Annotated in this window: 25 protein-coding genes and 1 pseudogene; 1 reads left to right on the plus strand and 25 read right to left on the minus strand. The window is 65.7% G+C overall.

Going from position 1 to position 25152, the window contains the following annotated elements:
• Positions 1-67: 67 nt before the first annotated feature.
• The 5 genes from AB0A69_RS07690 to AB0A69_RS07710 all read right to left on the minus strand — a co-directional run bounded on the left by AB0A69_RS07690 (position 68) and on the right by AB0A69_RS07710 (position 3224).
• Complete coding sequence (locus AB0A69_RS07690) at positions 68-922, minus strand: hypothetical protein (RefSeq protein WP_361416426.1); 855 nt, start codon at positions 920-922, stop codon at positions 68-70.
• Position 923: 1 nt separating this feature from the next.
• On the minus strand, positions 924-1148 hold the full coding sequence (locus AB0A69_RS07695; protein WP_361416429.1) for a hypothetical protein: 225 nt from the start codon (positions 1146-1148) through the stop codon (positions 924-926).
• Complete coding sequence (locus AB0A69_RS07700; RefSeq protein WP_361416432.1) at positions 1145-1636, minus strand: hypothetical protein; 492 nt, start codon at positions 1634-1636, stop codon at positions 1145-1147. The genes AB0A69_RS07695 and AB0A69_RS07700 overlap by 4 nt, the downstream gene beginning before the upstream one ends.
• Complete coding sequence (locus AB0A69_RS07705; protein WP_361416435.1) at positions 1633-2130, minus strand: hypothetical protein; 498 nt, start codon at positions 2128-2130, stop codon at positions 1633-1635. Before AB0A69_RS07705 ends, AB0A69_RS07700 begins: the two co-directional genes overlap by 4 nt.
• 206 nt (positions 2131-2336) lie before the next feature.
• The gene (locus AB0A69_RS07710; protein ID WP_361416438.1) at positions 2337-3224 is read right to left on the minus strand and encodes a hypothetical protein; all 888 of its coding nucleotides are present in this window, start codon (positions 3222-3224) and stop codon (positions 2337-2339) included.
• Between the two features lie 139 nt (positions 3225-3363).
• Between AB0A69_RS07710 and AB0A69_RS07715 the strand changes: the two genes are divergently transcribed.
• The gene (locus tag AB0A69_RS07715) at positions 3364-3555 is read left to right on the plus strand and encodes a type II toxin-antitoxin system Phd/YefM family antitoxin (protein WP_361416441.1); all 192 of its coding nucleotides are present in this window, start codon (positions 3364-3366) and stop codon (positions 3553-3555) included.
• Here the strand turns inward: AB0A69_RS07715 and AB0A69_RS07720 are convergent.
• From AB0A69_RS07720 to AB0A69_RS07815, 20 genes and pseudogenes are all read right to left on the minus strand, one after another.
• Positions 3534-5171: a DEAD/DEAH box helicase gene (locus AB0A69_RS07720; protein ID WP_361416444.1), complete on the minus strand. Its 1638-nt coding sequence runs from the start codon at positions 5169-5171 to the stop codon at positions 3534-3536. The genes AB0A69_RS07715 and AB0A69_RS07720 overlap by 22 nt on opposite strands.
• The gene (locus tag AB0A69_RS07725) at positions 5171-6148 is read right to left on the minus strand and encodes a toprim domain-containing protein (RefSeq protein ID WP_361416447.1); all 978 of its coding nucleotides are present in this window, start codon (positions 6146-6148) and stop codon (positions 5171-5173) included. Before AB0A69_RS07725 ends, AB0A69_RS07720 begins: the two co-directional genes overlap by 1 nt.
• Complete coding sequence (locus AB0A69_RS07730; RefSeq protein ID WP_361416450.1) at positions 6123-7400, minus strand: DnaB-like helicase C-terminal domain-containing protein; 1278 nt, start codon at positions 7398-7400, stop codon at positions 6123-6125. The genes AB0A69_RS07725 and AB0A69_RS07730 overlap by 26 nt, the downstream gene beginning before the upstream one ends.
• Positions 7397-7630 (minus strand): hypothetical protein, encoded by a 234-nt coding sequence (locus tag AB0A69_RS07735; RefSeq protein ID WP_361416453.1) that lies wholly within the window; start codon positions 7628-7630, stop codon positions 7397-7399. The genes AB0A69_RS07730 and AB0A69_RS07735 overlap by 4 nt, the downstream gene beginning before the upstream one ends.
• Positions 7627-8442, minus strand: coding sequence for a hypothetical protein (locus AB0A69_RS07740; RefSeq protein ID WP_361416456.1), 816 nt, complete (start codon positions 8440-8442; stop codon positions 7627-7629). Before AB0A69_RS07740 ends, AB0A69_RS07735 begins: the two co-directional genes overlap by 4 nt.
• Positions 8432-9121, minus strand: coding sequence for an ATP-binding protein (locus AB0A69_RS07745; RefSeq protein WP_361416459.1), 690 nt, complete (start codon positions 9119-9121; stop codon positions 8432-8434). Before AB0A69_RS07745 ends, AB0A69_RS07740 begins: the two co-directional genes overlap by 11 nt.
• Before the next feature lie 73 nt (positions 9122-9194).
• Positions 9195-10139 (minus strand): helix-turn-helix domain-containing protein, encoded by a 945-nt coding sequence (locus AB0A69_RS07750; RefSeq protein ID WP_361416462.1) that lies wholly within the window; start codon positions 10137-10139, stop codon positions 9195-9197.
• A complete protein-coding gene (locus tag AB0A69_RS07755) occupies positions 10136-10396 on the minus strand; it encodes a hypothetical protein (RefSeq protein ID WP_361416465.1) in 261 nt (86 codons plus the stop codon). The genes AB0A69_RS07750 and AB0A69_RS07755 overlap by 4 nt, the downstream gene beginning before the upstream one ends.
• A 69-nt stretch (positions 10397-10465) precedes the next feature.
• Positions 10466-11446, minus strand: coding sequence for a hypothetical protein (locus tag AB0A69_RS07760; RefSeq protein WP_361416468.1), 981 nt, complete (start codon positions 11444-11446; stop codon positions 10466-10468).
• A 156-nt stretch (positions 11447-11602) separates the two neighbouring features.
• Positions 11603-11917 (minus strand): hypothetical protein, encoded by a 315-nt coding sequence (locus AB0A69_RS07765; RefSeq protein ID WP_361416471.1) that lies wholly within the window; start codon positions 11915-11917, stop codon positions 11603-11605.
• A gap of 16 nt (positions 11918-11933) precedes the next feature.
• Positions 11934-13622, minus strand: coding sequence for a hypothetical protein (locus AB0A69_RS07770; RefSeq protein WP_361416474.1), 1689 nt, complete (start codon positions 13620-13622; stop codon positions 11934-11936).
• Positions 13622-16387, minus strand: coding sequence for a phage tail protein (locus tag AB0A69_RS07775; RefSeq protein ID WP_361416477.1), 2766 nt, complete (start codon positions 16385-16387; stop codon positions 13622-13624). The genes AB0A69_RS07770 and AB0A69_RS07775 overlap by 1 nt, the downstream gene beginning before the upstream one ends.
• 28 nt (positions 16388-16415) lie before the next feature.
• The gene (locus tag AB0A69_RS07780) at positions 16416-17243 is read right to left on the minus strand and encodes a hypothetical protein (RefSeq protein WP_361416480.1); all 828 of its coding nucleotides are present in this window, start codon (positions 17241-17243) and stop codon (positions 16416-16418) included.
• Positions 17244-17252: 9 nt separating this feature from the next.
• Complete coding sequence (locus AB0A69_RS07785; RefSeq protein WP_361416483.1) at positions 17253-18758, minus strand: baseplate J/gp47 family protein; 1506 nt, start codon at positions 18756-18758, stop codon at positions 17253-17255.
• Positions 18759-18844: 86 nt separating this feature from the next.
• Positions 18845-19966, minus strand: coding sequence for a poly-gamma-glutamate hydrolase family protein (locus AB0A69_RS07790; RefSeq protein ID WP_361416487.1), 1122 nt, complete (start codon positions 19964-19966; stop codon positions 18845-18847).
• A gap of 24 nt (positions 19967-19990) precedes the next feature.
• The gene (locus AB0A69_RS07795) at positions 19991-22159 is read right to left on the minus strand and encodes a hypothetical protein (RefSeq protein WP_361416490.1); all 2169 of its coding nucleotides are present in this window, start codon (positions 22157-22159) and stop codon (positions 19991-19993) included.
• Positions 22156-23268 (minus strand): hypothetical protein, encoded by a 1113-nt coding sequence (locus AB0A69_RS07800; RefSeq protein ID WP_361416493.1) that lies wholly within the window; start codon positions 23266-23268, stop codon positions 22156-22158. Before AB0A69_RS07800 ends, AB0A69_RS07795 begins: the two co-directional genes overlap by 4 nt.
• Positions 23269-23317: 49 nt before the next feature.
• Entirely contained in the window at positions 23318-23596 is a 279-nt protein-coding gene (locus AB0A69_RS07805; RefSeq protein WP_361416496.1) for a tail protein X, read from the minus strand.
• Positions 23593-24243 (minus strand): hypothetical protein, encoded by a 651-nt coding sequence (locus AB0A69_RS07810; protein ID WP_361416499.1) that lies wholly within the window; start codon positions 24241-24243, stop codon positions 23593-23595. Before AB0A69_RS07810 ends, AB0A69_RS07805 begins: the two co-directional genes overlap by 4 nt.
• Positions 24244-24611: 368 nt before the next feature.
• Positions 24612-24983, minus strand: a pseudogene (locus AB0A69_RS07815) (transglycosylase SLT domain-containing protein); the annotation flags it as partial.
• Positions 24984-25152: the final 169 nt, after the last annotated feature.

The following is a 25152-nucleotide window of genomic DNA, read 5'->3' on the forward strand; positions in this document are numbered from 1 at the left end:
CGCGAGAGGGTGGCCGCTCCCCACCCGGAGGAGAGGGGTACAGGTGGGGAGCGGCCGGTCGGGTGGTCTAGTCGTCGTCCTCGTCGTCGTCCACGCCATTGAGGACCTTCTGTACGGCGGCCTCCAGTTCGGCGCGGGTGCAGCGTCGCTCCCAGGCGTCGGAGTAGAGGGACTTGGACAGTCGCTCGTAGTCCTCGTCGGTCAGCTCGTCGGCGTCCCAGTCGGACTCGACATCGCGGGCCTTGACTGCCTCGACGTGGTACTCGGTCTTGGTGCCCTTGCCGGTCTTGTGGACGGCGATGTAGAGCTGCGGCGAGGTGAGGTCGCCGACGTGCTCCTTGCCGACCTTCTTGGGGTCCTTGGCGATGGCCTGGAGGGTGCGGGCGGCGCGGATGCCAACCTCCCACACCTTGTGGACCCACTTCTCGTCGTCCTCGTCCCACACGGCCACGTTGAAGGCGGCGACCTTGCGGCCGTAGTGGTCGAGGTCGTCGCAGAGCGGGCAGTCCTCGGCTGGCGCGAGCCCTCGGAAGGAACGCTTGCCGGAGGTGATCTCGCGGACGTAGTGGTACTCGTAGGAGTCGAACGGCTCGGGCTGCATGAGTCGGATGAGTTGGGGATCCTTGGTGATCTCCAGGCGCATCTCGTTCTTGGCCTCGAAGTCCTGGCCACCGCTGCCGGCGACCTCGTCGAAGGCGTCCCAGCCCGACGCGGCGCCCTGCTTGCGCGCGGTATTGGTGCGCTCCTTGCCCCTGCGGAGGGTGTCGTCATCCTCGTCGAACACGTCACGGCCCTGAGCCTTTCGGCCGCGTCGCGTCTTCGGGGCGTCGTCCTCGTCGAGCGCGCTGCGCCGGCTACGTCCGGGCCGGCGGGAGGTGGTTTCCTCCTCGTCGAAGATGTCGTCGATGGTGCCTCGGGCCATATCAGTCCTCGTCGTCGGTGATGGCGGGGTGGACGTGCGCGAAGGAGTTGTCCTCGGTGGTGAGGTCGGCGGCCATCTGCCGTTCGCGTGCGAGCAGTTCGTCGATGGCGTCGTCCAGGACCCGCGGATCGTTGGACTTGACCCGGGCGGTTACCTCGATGTGCTCGTAGGAGCCGAGGTTGAAGCGTTCGGTGACCGTCTTCTCGTACTCCAGAACCGGCTTCACGCCGCCGTCTCCTTCTGCCTGATCTGCTCGAATGCGTCCTTGACCCGCTGGGTGAAGTTCGTGTCGGTAATGCGGATGCCGCGGGGGTCGCCGTCGAACAGACCCTCCTCGTGCGCGATGCGGACGATGATTTCGATCTGCTCGCGGGTGTAGAGGCGGCGGTTGCCGTTCGCGGTCTTGCCGCTGATGAGGTAGGTGGCCTTGGGGATGACTCCGTTCGCCTCCCACTTGCGCATCGTCACGGCGTCGCGGTGCAGGGCCTTGGCGAGGTCTCCGATCCCGAAGAACTCGCGGTAGCCGCCGGCGAAGGGCTTGACCTGGGGCTTGGCGTCCCAGCGGTCCTGATCGACGTAGGTGTCCTGGTGGACGGCCGGGACGTCGGTCTGTGTCCGCACCGGTCGGCGCGAGATGCGGCGGGTGGAGCCGGGGTAGAACTGCGTCGGTGGAGGGCCGGCGATCGTGGCGAACTCGCTGTCCCAGTCCCTCATGCGTCCACCCGCTTGAACCGAAAGCCTTCCTTCTCGGGGAAGATGCGCTCCATGTGCTCGTCCGTCAGGAGACCCTCCTGGTAGAGGACGTATGCCTCCTGGGGGTCGAACTGGCGGACCATGGGGAAGAGCCGCTCGTAGACGACGGCGTCGGCACCGTTGGCGGTTGCCTCGTTGTCGAGGACGCGGGCGATGTCCTCGGCTTCGTCCTCGTCCAGGCCTTGGCTGGTGTACCGCTCTAGCTTCATGCCCTTGAAGGACTTCTCGCCGACCCGCAGGGGGCGCGGCAGCTCAATGATGTAGCTGCCCTTCTCGTCCTGGATCCCGACCTCGCGCAGGTCCACGGCCATCTCGTCACGGAGCTTGTTGAGCAGCGTGGTCTGGGTGTCGACGCGGTGCTTGATCAGGGCCCACTGGGCGGCCTTGCGTCCGAATGCGGATTCCGGCGTGTTCGCGGTCAGAACCGACTCTGCCGGGGCGTCAGAGAAATCCACGCCAGTCTCCTCAAGTACGTGTAGGGAACAGTCGCCAGGGCGGCTGACTGCGCGGTAACGCGGACCGCCGCTGTTCGGAGGCTCGCCCTGGCGACTGATCACAGACTAACACCCTTGTGGAACAAGTTGAAGAACAAGTTGTCCGTCTTGTTGTTGGGCAGCAGAGAGCCCCGGTGGCTCGTTCGCCCACCGGGGCTCCGTGCGAGTCAGGCGCTCAGTGACTCCTCGATCTCCTCAATCCGCTCGTCCGCCTCCAGCTTGGCCTTCTGCGCCGCCTCCCACTTCTCCTTGATCTTCGGGAACTCGCCCCGCATGATCTGCCGGCAGCGCTCGATCGTGGGCGCCTCGCCCTCACCCATCGCGGCCACCAACTCCTTGTGCCAGGCGGCAGCCGGGTGGTCGCCGTAGATCTTCCCGTCGTCCAGCCACTTCCAGATGAACTCGCGCGCGGTAGGGCGCAGCTTGGACTCCCGCCGACCTCGCGGCTTGCTGACACGGGCCTCCTGCTCCACGTCCTGGGCCATGAGTTCCGCGAGCAGCTCCTCCACGACGCGCTCGATGCCGTCGAGACGGCCGTCCTCGACGATCGCCGGCTCGGCGGCCTCGGCGGCCTCGGCGGCCTCGGCGGCACGCTCGCGGGCGGTGTTCACCTGGCGCATCAGCCAGGGGGCCAGTTCGCCCCACATCAGCAACAGGGTCGGCATGACGGCGTCGAAGGCGGCCTCCCCGTAGGCCTCACGCATGAAGGCGTCTCCGCAGTTGAGGGCGTAGGTCATGATGCCGATAAGCAGCAGCCACAGGCGGGGCTTGCGCAGTTCGACGTTCGTCCAGCCACGCAGGGCGAGGTACTGCTGGCCAACCATGAGGGCGAGGTAGCTGATGGTCACGGCCGGCGCGGTCAGCGGCTGGACCTCGGCCGGCACACCGAGCCGTGCCGCGAGCGCCCAGACGTTGCCGAAGTCGAAGCCGAAGGCGAGGAGGATGGCGGCGACGGCACCGGTCATGACGAACCAGATAGTGAAGCGCTCGCCAGGGATACGGGCGTTGTGGTCGATCGAGGCCTTGGCCTGCCGCTTGCGGATAGGGTTTCTCATGGGAGTCACGGCTCCTGTCCGACGGCTCTGGGTGCACGCCCAGGGCCGTCTTTCGTTTTGGTGTACGTGCGTCTGCGAGGCTGATCAACTGCCAGACCTTACAGACCTTACAGAACTGCCAGGCCGGTACGCTACCGACATGGCGAAGATCGAGACCGTTGGTGTGCAGCAGGCGCGCGACAGGCTGCGAGACCACATCGACGCCGCGGTGGAGGATGACCAGATCACGGTCATCACGCGGCACGGGAAGCAAGTGGCTGTCCTGGTGCCGGCCGAGTGGTACCAGCGGGCTCAGGCTGCCCTGGACGCTCAGGCAGCCGACGAGAGCTGACGCAGGGAGCGCTCCAGGTTCCCCCTGAGGCTCTCCACGTCGTTGACCACCCGGCCGTCGGCGTCGGCCCCGCGGCCGTCGAGGATGGCGGAGGTGGTCCTGGTCTTGAACTGGCGACGCTGGCTGCGTCGCTCTTCGACGGTGCCAGCCGCCATGAAGTCGATGATCTGGACGGTGTCGTGCTGGCTGGAGGCTCGCACGTGGCGCGTGTCCTGCTGGTCCTGGGCGCCCGCGCTGTCCCTCTGGTCGTAGTTGATGAGAATGCGGGCTTCCGGTAGGTCGAGCCCGTACCCACCGGCACCGGACGCCAGGAAGAGCCGGACATCCTTCTCGTAGGAGAAGAGCGCCTTGGCTTCCGCCTTCTTGAGTGCGCTGTGGTCGCCGGTGAAGGCCACCGACCGGTACTGCGGCATTGCCTCGGCGACCAACTTGAGCATGCCCTTGAAGAACGAGAAGACCACGATCTTCAGCTCCGGGTCCCGCATCAATTCCTTCCGCAGAAGACGGGTGAGTTCCTCCAGCTTGGGCGAGTGGTCTAGGCCGTCGAGGGCCCCGGATTCCACCAGCGACAGGCAGTACCTGCTGCCGCCCTTGCCGGCCAGGTAGCGCTCGGCGCTGTCGCGGATGAGACCGGGGTGGTTCACCAGCATGTGGAGGGCCAGGAGCCGTCCCATCACGCGCCCCTGGGCGGTGTCCTCGGTCGGCTTGGCCTTGCCCGAGTAGAGCGCGGCCAGGTCGATGCTGCCGGAGCCGTGGCCCGCCGCCTTGGACATCTCGAACAGGGTGTCCTTGGCGATGCGGCGGTAGACCCTGGCGGTGTCCCGGTCGAGGTCGATGAGCCGGCTGCTGCGCTCGACCTGCGGCATGTACTTCGCGACCTCAGGGTCCTCTCGCGTCTTGCGGACCATCGCCGTGGCGACCTTCTGGTGCAGAAGGGGAAGGTTCTTGTAGGCGACAGGGAAGCCGGTCCTTCCCTTCCCCTTGCTGCGGACGATGAATGCGGGGTCGAAGTATTCCCACGGCCCCAGGACTTCCGGATCGACCCACTGGAAGATGGAGAACAGCTCCTCCGGGCTGCCGTTGTCCATCACCGTTCCGGTCAGGCCGATGCGGTGGCCGGACTTGATCCGCTTGATCTTCCGGGTGCGCTCGGCGTTGAAGGTCTTGATCAGGGAGGCCTCGTCGGCGACGACGATGCCGGGCTTGATCTTCCGCACCTCCGTCCAGTCGTGGACGAGGTTCTCGTAGGCGGTAACGATGTAGTCCGGCTGGTGCTCGCGGATGAAGGCGAACTGCTTCCGCTTCTGTTCCGGTGTCCCGTCGATGACCGTGCAGTGGTGGTCGGCCGGCACAACGATGTGCGCCTTGCCGACCTTCCTCTGCTTGGTGTCGACGTCGGTGAACTGGGCGATGCGCTCAGCCCACTGCCACTTGAGCGCGGCCGGCACGACGACCATGCAGGTGATGTGCTTGTCGCTGTCCATGAGCATCTCGGCCGCGGCGATGGCCATGACGGTCTTGCCGGTTCCCATCCCGTACGCGGCGAGCATGGAGCCGCGCTCGACGATGCGGTCGACGTCGTCGGCCTGGTAGGGATGCAGCACTCCGGTGAACATCAGCGCCTCCCGAAGGCCGACAGGCGGCGCATCATGGGGTGGTAGGCGCTCTCGTACGCGGCCCGATTCTGCTCGGGCGTCATCTCGCCGGGGTCCTTCACGGACAGGTCGCCGTAGTCGAAGTAGCGCACGAGCAGTCCGGTGCCGTGGAAGTGGTCGAACACCTTCCTGCGCTCGCGCTTGCCGTCGTGGTCGTTGTCGTGAGCGTCGACCAGTCGGCTGAGCCGACCGCCGAGGATGCGGAACTGCTTCGGCGTGAGGATGGCGCCGTAGGAGGCGAGGCCGCCGGCTATGCCGGCCGTCCACAGGACGGCGGTGTCGATGGGCGACTCGACGAGGACGCCTTCCTCCCCTTCGAGGGCCTGGAGGCCGAAGAGCGAGTCGCCCTTCTGCATGCCCTCAGGGTGGTTCAGGAAGTGGCCCTTCCCCTTCTCCTGCCACCCCAGAAGCCTTCCGTGCTCGTCACGGACGGGGAAGATCCAGTACTTCCGCTTGGGGTCCCACAGGATCTCGAAGCGGCGCGCTGCTTCGGCGGTGATGCCCTTGGAAGCGAGGGCCTTGGCCGGCGGCTCGGTGAAGAGCGCCAGGTGCGACTCGGTGACCTCTTCCGTCTCCCGCTTCCTGGCGTACGTCTCGCCTGCCAGCAGGCGCACGGCACGGTCGATGACGCCTTGCTCGCTCACCCACTGTGCCGCGTCGTCGGCGCCCTCCCCGCGGACCTCCTCGGCGATGCGGACGAAGGGGCCCCGGAAGTCGCAGGAGAAGCAGAAGAAGAGTCCGGTGTCCTTGTGTACGTAGCAGGAAGGGTTCCGGTCTTCTCTTCCCTTCCGGCGCAAGTGTGCCGGGCAGGGGATGCGCCAGTTCTCCGAGTCTTCCCCCACGATCTCGATGCCCAGCTTCCCGAGCGCCGAGAGGACGTCGCCGGGGATGGGGGCGTCGAAGAGGTCCTCGTTACCAGCCCGCGTACGCCGGGACATCGTCTTCCACCTCCTCTCCGAAGGGGTCGCCGTCCTGCTCGATCAGGGAGCCGGACTCCCAGTCGAGCTTCACGAACCACTCGTCCTTGGGAACGTTGCGGCCGGCCAGGACCTTGAGCTTGTAGAACATCGGGTCGTCGGTCTGCTCGACACCGAGTGCAAGGGTGGCGTCCTGGGCGAAGGCCGAGGTGTAGCCCATGGACCCGGAGTTCAGGCCGTTGGAGCCCAGCTTGCTACGCAGGGCCTGGGTGGTGACGACGAAGGGGAGGCCATTGCGGGCCGCCATGCGCTTGATGCCGCGGCTGATGTTGGTCATGGCCAGCGGGGTCTGCTGCTCGCCGGAGATCGAGTCGACGAAGAAATAGGCACCGTCGATGATGACCGCGTCGGGCTTGTACTCGTCGATCTTGGCCTGGACGTTGTCGAGGGTCATCCGGGCGGAAGGGTCCTCGGCAATGATGTAGTCGCCCATCCCGTCGAGCTTCCGCATGGCCTTCTCCAGCCGCTTCCACTCCAGCTCGTTGAGTTCGCCGGCTCGGAGCTTGCGCTGGCTGATGCCGGCGAGGAAGGCGTCCAGGCGCTCGGAGATCTCCATGGCGGACATCTCGAAGGAGAAGAGCAGCGGGCGTGCTCCGACGGCGTGCATGGCACGGGTGATGGCCAGAAGGGTCGTCGTCTTGTTGGACTTCTCCAGACCGGTGAGGGTGACCATCTGGCCTGCCTGGAGGCCGAGCGTGAGCTTGTCGAGCGAGGGGAAGCCGGTCGGAAGGCCTATCAGCTCGCCTTCCTCCCGCTCAGCGTAGGAGCGGTAGGTGGCGAGTCGGTCGTCGACCGTGCGGGCCCAGTTGAAGTCCTGGCCGACCGGGGTGTCTTCGGCGACCTTGCTGATGAGGGCGCGGACGATGTCGAGGGCGTGGTCGGTGTCGCCCTGGGAGACCAGCGCTTCGACGGCCGCGTTCAAGCCCCGCTCGGTCAGCGCGGTGCGACGCCGGTCGCGGATGCGGTCGATGAGGTAGTCGAGTGGCTCGTCGACCTGGGCGACCTCGAAGGTCGGGTGGTCGGCGCGGACGGCGTCGAGGGTGGGCGCCACGCCGTACTCGGCGTTGTAGGCGATCATGTCCTCGAACACCCGCCGGATCTCGCCGTTGGTGATGTGCCTCGGCTTGATCTTGGCGTTGAGAACCGTCGAGATGTCCCCGGTCTGGATGACCTTGCAGAGCAGCTTGTGCTCGTGCGACAGGGTCGTCGTCACTCGTTTCCCCCCTTCAGGGCCGCGATGATGGTGTTGATCAGGACGGTCTTGCCGGTGCGCCGGGGCCACTCGACGTGGAGGCGGAAGGTGCTCCAGTCGGGCTCGACGCCGTCCGCGCGCATCTGGGCGAGGATCACCGTGAGGCCGGAGCGCTCGATGCGTCGGATCTGGTGGCGCGGCAGCCAGGCCGGCAGTTCGAAGCTGTGCTCGTAGGTGCAGGCGTGGGTCACGCGGCGTTCTCTTCCTCGACGAAGCAGCCGCAGCCGCCGATGTCGTACGGGTCGACGTTGATCTGCTCGGACTCGACGCGCTCGCGGAAGTCCCTCAGCGTCATGGGCTTGGTGGTCCCGCCACGTCGGTCCCGGAGGATGGCGACGTCCTTGCCGAGGTAGTTGCGTAGGTCATGCTCCTGCTGCTCGTGGTAGGCGTAGCGCTCGGGCATGACCTTCAGCAGGTTCTTGAACTGGGCATGGCCTGAACGAACGCAGAAGCCGCCGCAGTTGGCGTGGGCGAAGGCCATGTCGTAGAGGCGGGGCGGCTTGATACCGCGCTCCCGGAGCTGCTCCAGAATCTCTTCCTTGTCGAGGTAGGGCGGCTCGCAGAGCGGGGCGACGGCTTTGTAGGGCTGGTAGGACCGTTCGATGGCCGGCAGGCGATGTGCCTCGCTCCAGTCGATGCCGACGTAGACGGTCGTCTCTGTCGGGTCGCAGTTGGACTCCAGCCACTCGCGCGCCGGTCTCTGCTTGAGGAACTTGGAGCAGTTGGCGAGTCGGGTGTTGCCCAGGAAGCGGTCGTCCCGGAAGACCTGCCAGATGTCGCGTCCCTCGTTCAGCCACACCAGTTGGCCGCCGAGGTCCCAGGCCGCCTGGCGTAGGAAGCGGTAGTTGTCCTTGTCCTCGCCGGCGTGGGGGCTGGGGTTGTCTCCCTTGACGTCGGAGAAGACGAGGTAGAGGTTCTCGTTCCCGTGCTGCTCGACTACGCGCCGCGCCGCTGCCCAGGAGCCAGCTCCGCTGCTGAACATGACGACGTGCTTATGCGCCACGGCGGTGGTCCCTCCCGGCCATGGGGACGACCTCGCAGGCTTCCGTGAGGAAAGACTGCATGGAGAGGTTGTAGGTCTTGTCCCAGTCCCCCGGCTTGTTGTTGCTGGTCAGGATGGTTGGGCGGCCGTTGCGGTGTCGGCCGCGGATGAGGGCGTCGAAGACGTCTGCGGCGAATCCGGAGCTGGTGTGGTGCTCCTTGCCCATGTCGTCCAGGACGACCAGGGGGCAGGTCAGCACCTTGTCCAGGAGCTTCTGGAGTGCCATGAACTTCTCGCGGGCGAACTCGTCTCCCGTGGCCTGGTAGAGGTCCCGCCAGTTGCGGTGGTCGATCAGGGCCTGAACGTAGTCGGCGAAGGGGACGAAGAAGACGACCGCTCCGAACCGGCGCCGAATGGTGGTCGCGACGGCAGACGCTGTCGTCGTCTTGCCCGTGCCGGCGTTGCCGAAGAGCAGCAGGCCCTTGCCGACGAGGCTGCGGTCCTCGGGGAGCTGGGCCATCGTCGCGTCCAGCGGGACGTAGCGCTGGCGCCAGGTGGCAATGAAGTGCTCAACGGTCCGCTGAACTTCGGGGTGCATCTGATCGATGTCCTCGATGCCGCGGCCCCAGTGCTTCACCGGGATGCGGGCGGTGCGCCAGACCAGGCTCTCGTCCCTGGTCTGTGCCTCGGCGGTCTGCACGGTCCCCTCCTTGATCGCTCGGAGACCTCATTGAACCACAAGTTGTGGAACAACTTAAGCAACAAGTTGAGAGTCACCAGGTCCAGTCGGTAGCCGGCTGGACCTGCTCGGGCCCCTCCCAGCCGTCGTAGACCTCGTCCGGGCGCTCCTTGGCCGCCTTCGCTTCGCGCCCCTTGCGGACCGCATCGATCAGCAGCGCCCGCTTGCCAATGAAGTCCTGCCATGCGAGCGCGCGGGGGTTCCGAAGGCCCTCCGTGGTCGCGTACAGCGCGCTCATTTCCCGCAGCTCGTCCGGCGTCAGACCGGCCTGCTTGAGCTTCACGAAGTGACTGGCGAGGGCACGGACGTTGCTCTCCAGGCCGAACGCCCACGGCTGCGCCCCGACGGTCTCCCGCCAGTGCCGGGCCAGCCCAGGACCGGTGTCAGGGCCCGGCCGGCGGCTACTGGAGGCGGTTTCACGCCTGCCGGCTCCCCAGCCGCCACGGGGCTGCTCGCCGTCCTCCTGGGAGACCTTCTCGTCGTCCCACAGGCCCATGGCCTTGGCCGGGTCGTAGGCATCCTCCTCGGCCGCCCGCCGCTGCTCCTCGGCTCGCCGGGAGGCCCTCCGGGGCGCCGTGCGCGTAGCGTGCGGCCCTTCCGAAGGAAGGAGATTCTTTGAATCTCCTTCTTGTTGCGCCACTTCTGTCGTGACCCCTACGCCAGATTTGGCGTAACCCATCTCCTCGGGCGTGGCCAGGTAGTAGTTGCAGGGGCCTCCGGGGTAGCGCCGCTCGGAGCGTAGCCAGCCGCTGTCGCACAGTTCGGCGACCCGGCGGGAGACGGTGCGCAGGGACCAGCCGAGGTCCTTGGCCAGGGTCTTCTGCTTGGGGAAGGCGCAGCCGTTGCGGCCGGCGTACTTGGCCAGGAGGCAGCCGAGCCGGAAGGCGGCGTCGGAAATCCTGTGGTCGAGGATGAAGACGTGCGGGGTCTGGACCCACAGCTCGTGCGCCTGGAGGCGGTCCTGGGGTTCGTCGGTCACTGGCCACCCGCAGCGGTGATGAGGCCGGCAGAGCGCAGCTCGACCCACCAGCCGTTGATCTTCGGCAGGCTGTCGGGCAGTTCTGAGGCGAGGGCCGCTGGCGTCATTTCGGCGCCCTCTTCGCGGGTCAGCAGGTACAGGTACAGGCCTCGGGCTCCGGTGGTGAGGCGGTGATCGGTGGCGATTTCGCGCGGGACGCTGACGGGCGCGTTGGCCCAGCCCTGGAGCGTGCCGGTGGGGAAGTCCTCGTGGCTCATAGGGTCACCTCGGGAAGCGGGGGCGTGGGAAAGCGGGGCGGCTTGTGACCGCCCCGCTGGTGTGCTGTGTCAGGCAGCGACCTCGCGGATTTCGACTCCCTTGCGCGGCCGGCCTCGCAGGGGCTCCCACTTCTCCGTCTTGGGGTTGAGCCACTCCTTGCGGACCCTGCCGGTGCCCCGCTTCGCCGGCTGCTCCTCTGCCTCGGCCACATTGACGGGCTCGGCCGCCTGCACGGCGCGCTCCTTGGCCTTGTCCAGACCCTTCATGGCCAGCGCAGTGATGGGGCGGTAGCGGATCTCGGCGAGGTTGGCAGCCGCGTTCGACTCGTCGACGAGTCGCAGGTGCCTGACGACCGCTTCCAGGACTTCGATCACGTCCTCGTTCGGTCGCTCGTGGCGCTCGATGGTGACGGTCTCGCGGTGGGCGGCGGCGACCTCGTCCTCCAGCGTCCCCTCCGGCTCGTCGGCCGGCGGCTGCTCGGGGAGCGGGACGAGGGTCTGAGTGCCACCCTTGCACGGCTCCTCGTCGGACTCGGGCTCTTCCTCGGCGCCCCCGTCTTCGTCGGCCGCCTCGGGCTCGGGCGGGTTGATCTGCTTCAGGGCGTCGCGCAGGTCGAGGACGGTGATGTCCTCTTCGTGGGCGTACTCGACCAGGTCCCGCAGTTCGTCGTCGCCCTCGTCGCCAGCCACGAGCAGGTAACGGTCGCCGGTGAAGCGCTCGGCGAGCGTGCGCCCGAGGACGGTGTAGAGCTCCTCGTCCCGTGCGGCGACTGCCGATTCAGCGTTGTCGCGAATGACCTTGGACGCCTTGTCGAGGGTCTGGCCCACGACCGCGGTGTATGGGATCTCGGGGTCGACTTCACCAGACCAGTTGTAGACGGCCTTGATGGCGGGGGTGACGTGTTCCGCGGCGGCCGGGAGGACGAGGAGGACCTCTTCGTCGGTGGTGGGCTTGCCGTTGGCGTCGATGCCGAGCCAGTCGTCGAGGAGTTCCGTGACGGTGCTCTTGTCGACCAGACCGGCCCCGGCGACTGCGATGTGGATGGCCAAATGTGCTCCTTGTACGGGCACGCCGCGTCGTCCTGACGGGACGCGCCAGAGATCATGACTTGTGGAACATCTTAACGTACAAGTTGTGCAACAAGTTGACCAACAAAACGAAGGCCCGTCCCCACAGGGACGGGCCGAGCCTCGAATGCCGCACAATCAGCCGGACATGCCTGCCGGGGCCGGAGCCTTGTACAGGGCCTTGGCGAGCAGCTCCTGGACGGTCGTGCCCTTGTAGATGCCGTAGTGGGCGGCGACACCGAGGACGAAGGCGGAGGCAGCGCTCCAGCCGGCGACGTTCAGACTGAAGGCGTCCGGGTTGGAGACGTACTCCGCCCCCAGACCGCCGGCTGCGGAGAGCGCCGCGAGCAGTAGGCCCTTGACCCAGCCGGCCCAGGTCTCCTTCGAGACGAAGGCCACGAGCAGCGGAAGGACGGCGCCGACCAGTAGGTTGACAATGCTTACCTTGTCCATTGACACTCCGGGATTCCTAGGAGAAGACGAGATCGAATGTTGTTCCCCACGGCACATTGTCCCGGAGAATTTCAGTAAGTCGTTGCGCGTGCCTTGCCCTTCCGGGGAAATAGAGACTCTTCGACATGTTTGAGGTGCCCTGCCACAGATAATCTGCGGAGATGTCCGACCCATCGAAGTAGTCGCGCAATTCGTCTGTTTCCTCCAGAAGGACATCGTCCATCCAGAAAGAGAGCCCATTACTGCTGGCTGTATAAGTGGCCGCGGGCACAAGGACTCCGCCGTAGAACTGGCGGGTACTGGTCGCTGGCGGGGTCCACGTGTAGTAGACGCGGACCCACTCGCCTTGGACCAGCTCAGGGCGGTTGGCCTTGATCCAGTTGGAATCCGGGCCGAACCTGTACACCGCAGCAAGCGGGTCCCAGGCAGCCGCACTCACTGGCGGGTAGCCAGTAGGTACCTTCACCCAGGCCGAAATGGTGTGCGGAACCCCTGTCCGCAACATGTCACCACCCTTGGTGCCGGGGTTGACCCCGGATGCGGCGGCGATCCCAACTATCGAGACAGTGGGGCTGTTGCCATTGGCGAGATGGAACTTGAGAGACCCCGCTTTCCCTCTTCCAGTGGAGCTGTCCCAGGTTAGCTGCCCCGACACTCCGGAAGCCCCGAAGTAGCCCCATCCCGAGCTCGCCGTGTTGAGGCCAGGATTGTTCACGAGATTGACCCGCTTAGGCTTGACACGAATGGTTAGATTTCGCGGCGCCCGCCACTCCGGAACACGGAAATTCGGGTCAGAGCTGTCGTAGGACACGTAATGGGCGTCGGAGTAGAAGTACCAGCCCGGCTGCGGGGTGGCACTGTCGAAGTACACGTATGGCGCGACAGCCGCGTATCGGGCGGTACTCGGCATCGTGGCGCTGAACTGAGCCGTGGACCACACACCGTTGGCCTGCGAGGTGTTGTCCGGCGCCGAGGAGAGCCCGTCGTAGACCAGGCTGTAGTTCGAGTCGTACCCGCGGATGCGGACACGCCAGCGCCGAGGGACGTCGGTGGACACCGACACCCGGCCGGTGACGCGGCCCCCGCCGGCCTTCAGGGAGGCCAGAGCATCGGTGTGTGGTACCAGTTGCCAGCCGTCGGCACCTCCGGGTATGTAGGAGAGGACACATTTGGCGCTGTACTCGCCCACCATCGCCCGCTCACGAGTGCGGGTGGTGATTGTGCCGGCTCCGGACTCGTAGCACATGTGGTCGTCGTGGAAGGCAGCCGAGCGCCCAAGCAAATTGCCTGAGGCCGTCCTGGCGAATTGGACCCGATCGAACGCCACGGTGCTGCTGGCCGGCAAACCGTCCCAGCGCAGTCCGACACTCGCGTACGCGGCGCCGTTCCACAGCTTTCCGGCTTCCCCGCGCTCGTAATCGATCGGCGCCGTGGCAGTGAGGCTCATGCGCTGCCAGGTCGAGTTCAGGGTATTGGGAGTTTCCGACCCGGCAACGTAGGAGATGGCCGGGTCCGCAACAGTGACCGCGGCAACGCCCAGGTCCGCGAACCCGCCGGCCGGGCGCAGCGTTGTGATGACCGCGTTGCCGCTGGAGGTGCTGGTCGCGCTGCCACCGATGGTGATCGGGTACTGGATGAGGGGGTCGCTGCCGTGCGTGGAAGCGGCGGCCTGTGCCGGCTGGCTGGAGATCAGCAGAGTCGCCATCACAGGCTCCGTTCCATGAGACCGAAGCCGCCACCATCCGGTGTGGCCTGGGCAACCGAGGCGATTTTGACGGGGGCGATGCCGGGACCGACATACCGGTAGACCTCAATGAGGCCCGCGGCGTGGTGGACGTAGATACGCCCGCCATCCGGAATCTCCGGCCAGGTGGCCATCACGGTGACGACTCCGTTGACGTTCTTGGTCAGCCGCGTGCGCGAGGCCATCCAGAAGTTGGCGGCGGTGCTGTCGGAGCGGAAGACGATCCCTTGCTCCGCCCCCGCACCCAGGCGGGGACGGGTCATGAACGTGATGTAGAAACGCAGGTCTCCGATCGGGAGCCCCCACGGAATGGTGTTCAGTGCCCACCGGGTGTATGGCGTGGTGCTGGGCGTGATCGGGGAGAGAACGCCGTTGGAGACGACCCAGGTGCCGCTCGTCGACCAGGCACCGTTGCCGGTGTCCCACATCCAGTCCGTCGAGAAGTTACGGTCTCCGCTCAAGGTCGTGGTCGGTTCATCGAATCGTTGGAAGAATCCCGACGGACTTGCACCTGTCACGGTGGTGATGAGATTTCCCTGCGGGTCATACCAGTCGAGGAAGAGCTTCGCAACGGTGCTGGTCGTTCCCGACAGGAGCTTGGTGTACGCGGAGGCAGTCCACGACCGCTGTGCCGGGCCGTCGAACTTCCAGTAGGTGTTGTCCGCGGCGTCTCCGTCCGGCTCACGATTTCGTGACGTAGTCCTCGCGGTGTAAGCGAAGTTGTTGTGTGCTACCCGGTCGCCGGCTGCGTACTCGACCTGAGGGCTCCACTGCGGTGTCCTGTTCAGTGGAGCCCCCCACTGGCGGACCATGGCGGCAAGCGGCAGTGGGTCACTCCCCTGAATGTCGGCCACCTCCCACACATCGCGGTCCGTGCCAGGGGTAACGCCTCGGCTGGCCGCGAGCGCCCGCCAGACAGTTCCGTTGGTGTCGCGCACGAGGTTGTCGAGCACGTACGTGGTGGTGGACGACCAGGCCGGGGCTGTGGGGGTGCCGACCGAACGGACGCCGAGGTTTGCAGTCGTCCCTCCTGTGTTCGTGACCGTGCCGGCGTTGTTGTTGGTGTCGGTGCCCGTGACAGCGGCGATGCCTGCGCAAACGCTGAGTCCGGCAGGGTACGAGCCGGTCGTCATGTTGCGCAGGCTCCATGTGGAGGGGCCTCGGGTGATGGGGTTCGTCAGTCTGCTGGTGACGTCGATGCCGGTGGCGGCCGTGACCTTTGTCCACCATCCGCTGCCGTTCACAGGTTCCTGACCGCGCGAGGGGTCGGCCGTGCCGGTGACGGACAGGCGGTACAGGCCAGCCTTGTAATCAGTGGCTGCGGCGTTCTTGCCGACGACCTTCATCGTGAAGGTGTGGGTGCCGGCTGTCATCGTGTATCGGCCGAGGTAGCGGGTGGAGGAGCGCGTCATGGGGATGGTGCGCATGGGCGGGATGTAGTGGTCGACCTTGCCGATGCTGCTCTGTACACCGTCGATGGAGTACGTGGTGATGCCGTAGGCGGTTCCGTCTGCTGCGCTGACGGAAAGGTCGTAGGTGCCTGATGCCGCCACGGTGAAAGAGACCGTCACGTAGCTGTTGACCGGTCCGCTCAAGATCATGTAGGGGGTGGTGTTGTAGACCATCGGCGTTGGTCCAGTGTCCCCGGAGGCGGGCGGGTTCTTGGTGACGGTGCCGGAACTGGCGGTGACGGTCATGGTGTCGGCGCGCGTGATGGCGCTGACGGACTTGGTCGCAGTCCAGAGGGCACCGTTGTGGTTGACGACTTCTCCGCCGAGGTAGGTGACGTCTTTGTCCCAGGCGGGGTAGTTGGGGCTCGCCCAGTTGGCCTGGTCCTGGTTGAGCATCAGGTTGGTACTGCCTTCAACCTCGACGTCCCAACCGGTCAGGGTGTTGATGAGGTTGGCGAGGCCAGCGTCGGTGCCCCGGTTCCTGGCCAGCTTGACTGCCTTCGTGGCGTGTACCCGGCGGCGGATGGGCTCGTCGCTCACTTCGGTGAGGACACCGAACTGGTGGGCCAGGCTCGTGACGGCGTAGTTCGGCGCCGTGTCGATGTGGCGGAGATCCCGCAGGATGTCGGCCTGGGTGGCGAGGGTGTCGAGTTGGTGCCCGAAGATCGTCAGGAACTTGTAGAGGTCGGGGTTGGTGACTCCGTCCTCGTAGCCGGTGACTTCGGTCGTGTCCAGTCGGTAGGGCCTGGGAATCGACTGGTACAGGCGCATGGCGTAGCCGTGGTCAGCTACGGACAGGCCAGCAGCCGAGCCGGCTCGGATCCACGGTTCGCTGGCAGTGGTCGGCTGCCAGTAGCTGGAGTTGCTGCCCGGTGTGGTGCCGGTGCTGGCGGCGACGGCTCCATAGTTGATGCCGTTGTGAGCGACGACGTCGCCGGACTGGTAAGCGGTCGTGCTCGACCAGGTGCTGACCCCGAGGAAAAGTCCGTAGTAGAAGATCCGGCCCTTCGGGAGGCCAATGTCATCCCAGGTTCTGCCAGGGGCGCTTTGTGGGATCTCGGCTAGGACCGTGCCGTCGTCGCCGTGCGCGGGAACTCCGAAGGGGTTGCGGACGAGCCGCATCGTGCTCCATGCGTTTTGCGTGGCGGCGCCCCAACTGAGCTGGATGTGGCCGGGTGCGATGGAGGTCGCGGTGACGGGCTCGACGCTGTACTGGACTGCGGTTTCCGCTCCGTACAGCGACTTGCCGTAGTAGTCGTAGCCGTACACGGCCATAGGTGGGTCTCCTGGGGGTGGGCCGTGCTCAGGCCGGCAGTGCCGGGTCGACGTCCTCGATCGGTCGGCTGGTGAACGCGTTGGGGAGGGCGCGGATGTAGGTCAGTCCGCACCAGGCGTACGAGGTGATGTTGCCGACGGGGTTGGGGTGCTTCGCGCGGTTGTTCACCTTCATGGAGTCCATGTGGCGGATCTGGAGCTGGAGCCGCTCCCCCGCGAACCATTCGCCGGCGTAAGTGAGATCAGCGCGGTGCCAGCCGCGGGTGCCGCGGGGGTTGGTGGAGGCGCCTGTGGCCACATCGGTGTCATGGTCGGACAGGTACATGCGGGCGAAGCACATGTGGTCCAGGCTGGTGGGGCCGGAAGGGATGGAGGAGAGCACCCGCATGGTGATGATCCACCAGCCTGTCTTGGGGCAGGTGATGGTGGGGCTGGTGTGCCACGGGAAGATCCGGACGGGGTGAGGCATGTCGGTGATCCTGCGGTTCCACAGGACCGGCTGCCAGTCGGACTCCTGGATGCTCAGGTTGTGTACGGTCGGCCGGATGGTGCTGCCAGTGGAGCGGACCGTGCCCACCGGCAGGTTCCAGCCGGTCTGGCTGGCGTCGACGAGGGCGTTGACTGTTTCGGCTACCTCGTCGTCGTAGCGCTGCATGGCGTCGAGCCGGGTAACGACGTCCTTGTACTCGGACTTCTTGCCTGCTGCATTCGTATAGATCTGGGGCTTGGTGCCGAGTACCGTCTCCACGCCCGTCAACTCGTCCTGGATCTCGTTCACATCCGCAGCGAGGACGAAGTCCCGGCCATCCTTGTGCGTCGGGAAGTTGCGGATTGCGTTGGGGTAGACCTTGGTCATCTGGAGTCCTTACTGGCCGCCGTCAGCGGTGATGAAGATCTGGCCGGCCACAGGGATCTCCCAGTCGCGGCAGATGATGTCCTGGGTGCCGTTCTGCGGCCCGTCTGCACGGGCAAGGAGCGGGATGGTCACGTACTCCACGCCAGGGATGGCGTCGAAGAGCGCGTAGATGCGGGAGGCCGGGATCCGCTGACCGAAACTGCTGCGCTGGCTGGAGAGGAGGTCCTGGATAGCCTTCTGAGCGGACAGTACGACTTCCGAGGCCCGGAAATTCGGATAGATGCCGAGCACGACCGGGGATGCTGAGTTGCCGAGGTTGACGCCGACAAGCGTGCCGGGAGCGACGTGGACGTATACGCCCGTCAGGGTGCGGTCCTGGATGTAGCGAACGGTGGCGGTGATCTGGTCTTCGGACGGGGTGGCGTTGTCGGCGCCGATGATGCTGATGGTGATGGACGAGTGGTGGTTGCCGGTGGCCTTGGCCTTGGCGTTGCCGGGTACGGCGAGCGCCAGGTCCTCGAAGTCCCTCAGAGTGACCGCGCGGTCCTGGGTGCGGTAGGCCTTGGGTGCGTTGGCACGGATGGATTCGGTGCTCTCGATTTCCCGGCCACCGGTCATGGCGGAGGAGCTGGCGATGAACACGCCGGCTACTCCTTGGGAGATGTCGATTACCTGGTTGGCGCCGATGTTCCCGCGCTCGCCCCCTCCGACGCGGTACGAGGCGTAGATAGGCAGGTCCAGGCTGGGTATGGCGCCGAGGGTGCCGTCGCCGAAGGCGACGGTGACGGTGCCGCTGTCAGACACGGTGAGCGTGAAGACCTGGTCGGTGGGAGATGCGGTGAGCATGTCGCTTGTCGCATGCCACTCCACTGGGGCGTCGGCTCCCACGAAGATGCGGACGCTGTCCACCAGGGCCGGAGAGGACGGCAGAGTGAACGACTGGTTCTCGGTGCCGCTGGAGGTGCCGAGGCTGTCGACGAAGACGATCGTCTCCGTCCCTGTGCCGGTGTTCAGGGTCAGTGGCTGCGTCCCGGCCGCGGCCCCCTCGGTGACGCGCGCGGTGATGCTGCCGCCTCGTGCCGGCACCGTGACGTCCTCATCCAGTTCGAAGGTGAGGGGCGCGTCGATCGCCGGGATGAAGGCGGTGGTGACCTGGGTCCCGGCCGGCAGGATCACGTCCGTGGGCTGACTGGTCTCCGTGAGAAAGGTGACGGTCCCGGTCGACGGGGCCGCCGACGCCGGGCTGTAACCGAGCGTCGCTGCGTGGGCGAGGACGCTGGACCGGAGCGTGGCCGTCTCCAGGAATGCCTCTCGCGCGGCGGCGTCCTGGTAGTAGCTGAGAATGTCACCCATGTACGCGAACAGGTTTACGAGCAGGACACCGAAGTCTGCCGTATTCCGCCCGGACCACTCCGGGTATACGCGGGCGGCATGCGCAAGCATTGCCTGCCGGAACCCCTCGAAGTCTTTCGAGGTGTAGTCGATAGCCGGTGAACTCGAAGTTAGATCCGCCACGGTGCGTTACTCCTGAAATGGGACAGGATGGTTCCCAATTCGTGCACCGTATGGAGATCAGTTTATGAGGATCATAGGTTGAAGCGTTAGAGGGAGCCGCCGACCACCCGGCCGCCGGGAAGGATGCTCACGGTCTCGACGTGGTCGGCTTCCACTGCTGGTGTGCTGGCCTGAGCGACGTCCACCTCGACGTCCACAATGCCTTCCTGGTCATCGTGGACCACGGGGGTGATGGCGGTGACGACGGTGTCGGGCTCCCAACGCGTCATGGCCGTCCGCACGGCATCGGTGATGATCATCGGGGCGATGGGGTCGCTGGGCCGGAACAATGCGGAGGAGATGTCGGAGCCGAAGGCCGGTTCACCGACATACTCGCCGGGCACGGTGGCCACAACAGCACGTGCTCGCTGCACCATCATGTGGTCGCTGTCGGTGAGGACGGCCACCCTGCCCATGGCGTCGAGTTGGAATGGCATGCGCATCTGGACGCTTCCGGCCCCCGGATAGCCGGCCGTGCTGAAGGCGGTTTCCGGGCCGGCCACGGGATGAATGGCCGTGGGTGTCTGTGGTCGCGACTCCGGCCAAGTGGCTGCCACAGCGTTGAGGACCGCCGTCGCGAACGCATAGAAAGCGTCGGTTCGGTTTTCTGCGACGGCTATGGAGGCCAGCGTCAGGTTGCCGCCGGCATAGAACGATTCGCGCAGTCCCCGGCTGAGCTCCAGTTGGACGCCTCGGCCGGTCCTATTTCGGTTGGCGATGTTGAGGGGGTCGTCGCCATCGATCTCCGTGGGCACCGATTCCGCTACGAGAAATCCAGCCGCCGTCAGACGGCTTCGGATCTCCTCGCCCAACTCAGTGTCGAGCCCGCCGATGTAGGTGAGCTGATCGCTGCCGCTGGTCCCGTGCCAGGAGACCGTCCACTCGACTCCCCGCTGAATCTGGAAGACGGTCGGCTCGTCGAACCGCGTTGAGGTGATGTGCAGCGCGCTGTTTCCGCTACTCATCACGCCTTGGAACGAGTAGTAGGAGGACCCGCTCGTCGCTGCGCAGTAGTCCGCCAGTTGCGTGGTGGGAGACTCTATGCCGCCACCATGTATGGCGATGTGCGCGCCTCGTGCGCCGGCCACGGCTCGTGCGGAGATGCGGTAGTCGACGCCGAGGGTCTTTGCTGCGGCCAGTTCCGCGTAGCTTCGATAGGTGTCAGCCATTGGACACTCCAGTGATTACGTGCGTCACGGACCGATCCACTCGACGCTCAGGGCGCAGGCCGTGGTGCTGAAGGACGCAGTGGTGGCGGTTGAGTACAACAGGAAGGCCACGTAGTCGCTGACGCCGAGGTAGGCGATTCGTGTTCCGCTGCTGCCGACCAGTCCGTTGGCCTGCGAGACGAGGTCGAGTTGATATTTGGGTGAGGTGAGGCTGTTCACCCCGATCGCTGCACGGGCATCAGTCTGGCTGCCGGGCCATGTGCAATTGGCCGTTATGCGGTAGAGGCCCGCTGTCCTGATCGTGATTCTGCTGGGAAGGGTCGTCAGCCACATGCTGTCGTCGGTCTGGACGGCGCAACTCGTGAAGGGCACGGCTTTGTACGCCCCGCCGGTCAGCGCTCCGAGGTTGTTCACCTCGCAGTGGGCGTAGTGCCTTTCGTTGATTGGCACCCACGTGCCGCCAGTGGCGACTTCGAGGTAGCCAGCCTGCCCCCTGCGTTTGAGGATCAGCGTTCCGTCTTCCGGCGGGATGGCTGCCCGCCAGGCGTCGTTCTGGGCCTGCGGCACGATGAGCTGTCGGGCAACGGGCGTGGTCGCCTGCTGCGTGGCGGGTGGAACTGGCTCTACGGAGAGCTGTCCGCCCCGGACCTTGGCGTTGAAGACTCCGCCGGTCTGGGTGACGCTGGAGACTCGCCACGTCGGCACCAGCGTGTACTGGGCTCCGGGCTTAAGGTCGTCCAGGAGCACACGGCGGCAGGCGTGGACGCGGCGGTTCGTCCCGGCGGCGGCTACCTCCTTCCGGGCAGTGGAGACGTCGTCGCTGGGTCCGACAAGCGTCCATGAGCACGCGGAGGTCGCTGCCGGGCTGTTGTCGTTCGACACCGCGGCAGAGACCGTGACGAACGCCTTCCCGGATGCTCCGGCGATGAAAGTGAGCGATGGCCATGCCGCTTCGGTGAACGGGGCAGTCACAGCGACCACGTCGAAGGGCGGATCGGCTATCTGCTTGGTGCTCGTTGGGACGTATGGTGCGCTGGTCTCCCCGATCGGCTCCACGATGAGCTGGCCGGCTCGCAGTCCAACGTTGGTCACCTCGGTAGCACTCACTCGCCACTGCGGAACGACGGTCACGCGCTGTCCTGGCGGAAGGTCTTCGAAAAGGACTCGTCGCGTGGCGAAGACGCGGTGGTACTCACCGCTCGATGACAGAGCCAGGAACTCGCCCTGCGTGTTGGAGTCGGTGGTGTAGGCGCCAGTCAGGCGGTAGCCCATCCAGGCAACGGACGCTGTCTCGTTTGCGGAGTTGGAGCACATGCCGCTGACGGAGATGTACGCCTTCCCGCTCGGCGGCACCGTGAAGGTGATCGGGGCCCACACTGCTGGGTCGTAGTCCGTCCACGTGTCATTGGCGACGTACTGCGGCACGATGTTCTGGTAGGTGCATGCAGGCGGGTGCGCCGTCCTGGCGACCGGTTCGACCAGGAGCTGCCCGTCCTGCATGTAGATCTTGGACGCGTCGATCGGGCTCGTCACGAACCACACAGGCCGCACGTTGTAGGTCCGACCAGGTATGAGGCCCTCGACGAGGGTGCGCCGTGAGCTGGACAGCCGGGATCCGCCGCTGTCGCCCTGGCTGTTGAGCTGGCCTCCGGCAGCGGACAGGGCCTTGATGTTCGACGAAATGCCGTCGGATGTCGCCAGGACAGAGTCGTAGACGTCCCAGCCCAGCAGGCACGCTGCCGTGCCGAGCGTGCTCGATGTGGCACCGGTGTTGTTGTAGATCCTGCCGGAGATGGTGATGAACGCCTTGCCGCTGTTGGGGGCGGTGAAGGTGATCGTCGGCCACACGCTCTCGGGGAACTGGTTCCACACGTTGGCGGGCTGAGTGAGGTCGGGTCCGGCGGTTTGCCAGGTCTGCAATGGCTCGATGACGTCGAACTCGGACTGGTCATCCGCGCTGGTGGCTATCCAGTACACCAGCCGGCTGCCGCTACCGTCGAAGGTGGCCCACACCCGCTCCCCCACGACGACCTTGTGCCCGATCGCCCCAGAAGGATAGGCCCAGTCGGTAATCGCGTCTCCGGACACCTGCGGGATGCGCAGCCGTACCCGACCACGGCCCTCGGGGTCGACGGTGTGCGTGACGACAGCGGCGTAGACGTCACTGCCGGCGGCAGTCAGCGCCACGGTCATGCCCTTCCTATGTGCTGAGCGCACCAGCGCCCATCGATCAGTGCTGTTCCGTCCTGGATGGTGTCGACCACCTCGTCCTTGGAGATCAGGTCCAAGCCCCCGATGCGGTTCCGCCCAAGGGTCACGTCGAGCCAGTAGCGGCCAGCGGCCGGCTGGTCAGGGACTACGGAGATCCGGTGAGTCGCTGAGCGGACCATCCAGAGGCCTGGATCGTCGGGACCGAGAGCCCCGCCCGTCATCTCCAGTTCCGTACCGGTGCGCACACGAGCGTCCCCGACAACGGTCGCCGTCGCGTGGACCCACAAGGCATCGCGGCGCGCTTCGGCGTTGAGAATCTCTACGGCCTCGGCTTGCGAGGTGAAGGGGCGCCCGGTGCTGTACTGGGTGATGACCGAATCCTGAGTGCCGGCAGCCACATGGCGAACAAGTGCACCCGTGTTGATGTTGAAGGAGTAACCCTCCCGGCGGGTGTGTCGGCCGCCCAGCGGGTCCAGTTGACCAGCGGTGGACTCCCACGTCTTCACAGTGTCCGTGGCGTCCTTCGCAAGGCGGAACGAGGGACGTTCCTCGTCGGCTTCACGCAGTGACACCAGGGGGTGGGTGAAGGCGAGGGTGGTGCCGTGGGTGGTCAGCCGGTACCCGACCTCGTCGGCCAGGTCCCGAAGGAGCGCGAAGTCGCTCTTGGCCTGCTGCGGGATGGTGCCGAACAGGCGGCTGCTGCGCTGTACTTGGGGACGCAGTCCGGTTCCGCGGGCGAGCTTCCGGGCGACGAACGAGGCTGTGGTCGACGACCACAGCCGGTTGGCCTGTGACTGCATGGGGCGGGTCGGCCCGACGCAGGTGTACACGACGGGAACTTGGACGGTCCGGAGAGAGGTTTGCGGTATCTCGTCGCCGCGCACCGACACGGCGGTGATGTATCCGTGCCAGATCTTGGAACGGGCGGCGATCCCGTAGCGCAGCGCGAGGGGCTGCCCCTCGGACAGCACGCCGGCGGAGATCAGGTTCCAACCCGACCCGCTCGCCGCCCCACGCGTTACCTCGTGGATGACGGTGATCTCGGCGACCTCGTGCAGCGATTCGCCCTGGGTGATGACGGCGTCCGTCACCCATTTCCGCCCTGTGAGGGCCGGCGTCTCCAGGGAGAGTATCGGCTGCCTACTGGACAATCGGGATCCTTATTCTCGTGCCGGCCGGTATTTCCGTCCAGTTCATAACGCTGGGGTTGACGTCCGCGATACGCCACCATTGCGATGCGTCGCCGTAATTTCTGTGCGCGACCACATCAACTCGGTCGCCTTCGACCCAGGTGTAGATCCGAACCGAGGCGGAAAAGATTCCTGCCTCCTTCGGAAGGATCACCTTACGGGACTTGCCGTCACTATTGGTAGCAATGACTGTTGCGGAGCCGACGAAACGGGAGTTCGCTGAAATCACTGCACCGTTCCCTTCTGCGTCATTTCAACGGTGACGTTGACGGCGCACCGCTGTGGAATCATCTCGCGCGTGAAATGCGTGTACTGGATCGACAACGTCGATATGTAACCGTAGTAGGCGAGAGAGTTACTACCCACTCCACCGAAGTAGAAATTGCAGTTGTAAGACTGCATGGGGTTGAACTGCCTGGCGTTCACACCCTTCGCGGTTACGTCGTGCACCCCAGTCACCCGGTAAAAGGCGTCCATATCGGCAAGCACACCGCGCTTGGTGGCTTCGTTTCCTGACCTGTTGGAGATCATCTCGTACGTACGGTCATAGAGAAGACTGAAGGTGACCTGGCCGATGCCACCAGCATTCACGTACTGGCCGTCGGTGGACCGCTGGTCAGCCGTCAGCATCGGCCCGCTCTCGTGCGACACGGTGATGGTCGAGGGGTTGAAGAGGAAGTCGACCCGGTAAGTCGCGGTACTGGACTTGGGGTGGGCGTGCACCGCGCTCGAATCGTTGTCGCGAACTATGGAACCTCGCCAGTACACCCCGAGTGGTGCCCCGCCTGGGCTCTGGCCAGCAGTTCGGCTGAGAAGTCCGAGTTGCGGGATCGCGGTCATCCGCGAGTCGAACTTGGGGTTGGAAACAGTGCCCATCAGACACCCACTCCGAGGTTCTTGATGCGTTCGTCGGCAGCGATGTAGTTCACGACACGCTTGGCGGCGTCGGAGGCGGCCCTGTCGGACATTGCACCGTTGACGTTGATCTGGATCGCGCCCTTAGCGAAGGAGAGGGAGACACCCCCGCCGGACTGCACGCCTCCTGCGGCGGCCGAAGCGGTAGCTCCAGCCGGCGAGACGACGTTGACGGAGTCCTTGATCAGGGCTTGACGAATCGTTTCTGCCTTGGCGGCAGGAATGATCATTTCGCCCTTGTGGACGACGGCGTCCTGGTCCTCAGGGATGTCCCAAGCACCCGCGGCGTACCAGTTCTTCGAGGCGCCGGGCACGTGCACCGTGGGGTTCTGCCAGAAGGCCCACGCCTTCGCAGGGGTCTTGTAGCGATCCTTGATGTACTTAAGACCCCACTTGATCTGGGTTGCAGGGTTGGTACGGTAGTCCGCTCCCTCAGACGCCATCTTGGATGCCGGAAGAGCCTGGGGGATGCCGTAGGCTCCCGAGGAAGGGTTCCCCGCCTTGTGGTTCCAGTTGGACTCGTGCTGCCACAGTTGGTACAGCGCGTCCCACTGGGGGCCGGTCCATCCGTACGTGTCTGCGGCCATCTTCTTGCCCAGCTTCGCGTTGCCCTTGGGATCGGCTGGCGCGCTCTTGGCGTTGGTGGTGACGTCTTCGGCGCTGTTGCTGGACTCGTCCGTACCCTGCGAGCGCGTACCCATGGAGTAGGCGCCGCCGCCGGACAGGAACGCCGACAGGGCGTCGACTTCCTCCTGGCTGAACGCTTGTCCCGTGCCGCCCCACCAGCCAGCGTTTCCGGCGCCGGCTTCGTCGTCGTCCTGCTTCTTGTCGGTGTTGTACTCGCTGAGTGCACCGACGGAGCTTGCGACG

Origin of the sequence: Streptomyces sp. NPDC045431, from assembly GCF_040646655.1 — a bacterium.
Lineage (GTDB): Bacteria > Actinomycetota > Actinomycetes > Streptomycetales > Streptomycetaceae > Streptomyces.

Coding starts and splice junctions, on each gene's coding strand:
- AB0A69_RS07690 (WP_361416426.1), bottom strand. CDS start 922: ATGGCCCGAGGCACCATCGACGACATCTTCGACGAGGAGGAAACCACC.
- AB0A69_RS07700 (WP_361416432.1), bottom strand. CDS start 1,636: ATGAGGGACTGGGACAGCGAGTTCGCCACGATCGCCGGCCCTCCACCG.
- AB0A69_RS07710 (WP_361416438.1), bottom strand. CDS start 3,224: ATGAGAAACCCTATCCGCAAGCGGCAGGCCAAGGCCTCGATCGACCAC.
- AB0A69_RS07715 (WP_361416441.1), top strand. CDS start 3,364: ATGGCGAAGATCGAGACCGTTGGTGTGCAGCAGGCGCGCGACAGGCTG.
- AB0A69_RS07720 (WP_361416444.1), bottom strand. CDS start 5,171: ATGTTCACCGGAGTGCTGCATCCCTACCAGGCCGACGACGTCGACCGC.
- AB0A69_RS07725 (WP_361416447.1), bottom strand. CDS start 6,148: ATGTCCCGGCGTACGCGGGCTGGTAACGAGGACCTCTTCGACGCCCCC.
- AB0A69_RS07755 (WP_361416465.1), bottom strand. CDS start 10,396: ATGAGCCACGAGGACTTCCCCACCGGCACGCTCCAGGGCTGGGCCAAC.
- AB0A69_RS07765 (WP_361416471.1), bottom strand. CDS start 11,917: ATGGACAAGGTAAGCATTGTCAACCTACTGGTCGGCGCCGTCCTTCCG.
- AB0A69_RS07770 (WP_361416474.1), bottom strand. CDS start 13,622: ATGGCGACTCTGCTGATCTCCAGCCAGCCGGCACAGGCCGCCGCTTCC.
- AB0A69_RS07775 (WP_361416477.1), bottom strand. CDS start 16,387: ATGGCCGTGTACGGCTACGACTACTACGGCAAGTCGCTGTACGGAGCG.
- AB0A69_RS07780 (WP_361416480.1), bottom strand. CDS start 17,243: ATGACCAAGGTCTACCCCAACGCAATCCGCAACTTCCCGACGCACAAG.
- AB0A69_RS07790 (WP_361416487.1), bottom strand. CDS start 19,966: ATGGCTGACACCTATCGAAGCTACGCGGAACTGGCCGCAGCAAAGACC.
- AB0A69_RS07795 (WP_361416490.1), bottom strand. CDS start 22,159: ATGACCGTGGCGCTGACTGCCGCCGGCAGTGACGTCTACGCCGCTGTC.
- AB0A69_RS07810 (WP_361416499.1), bottom strand. CDS start 24,243: ATGGGCACTGTTTCCAACCCCAAGTTCGACTCGCGGATGACCGCGATC.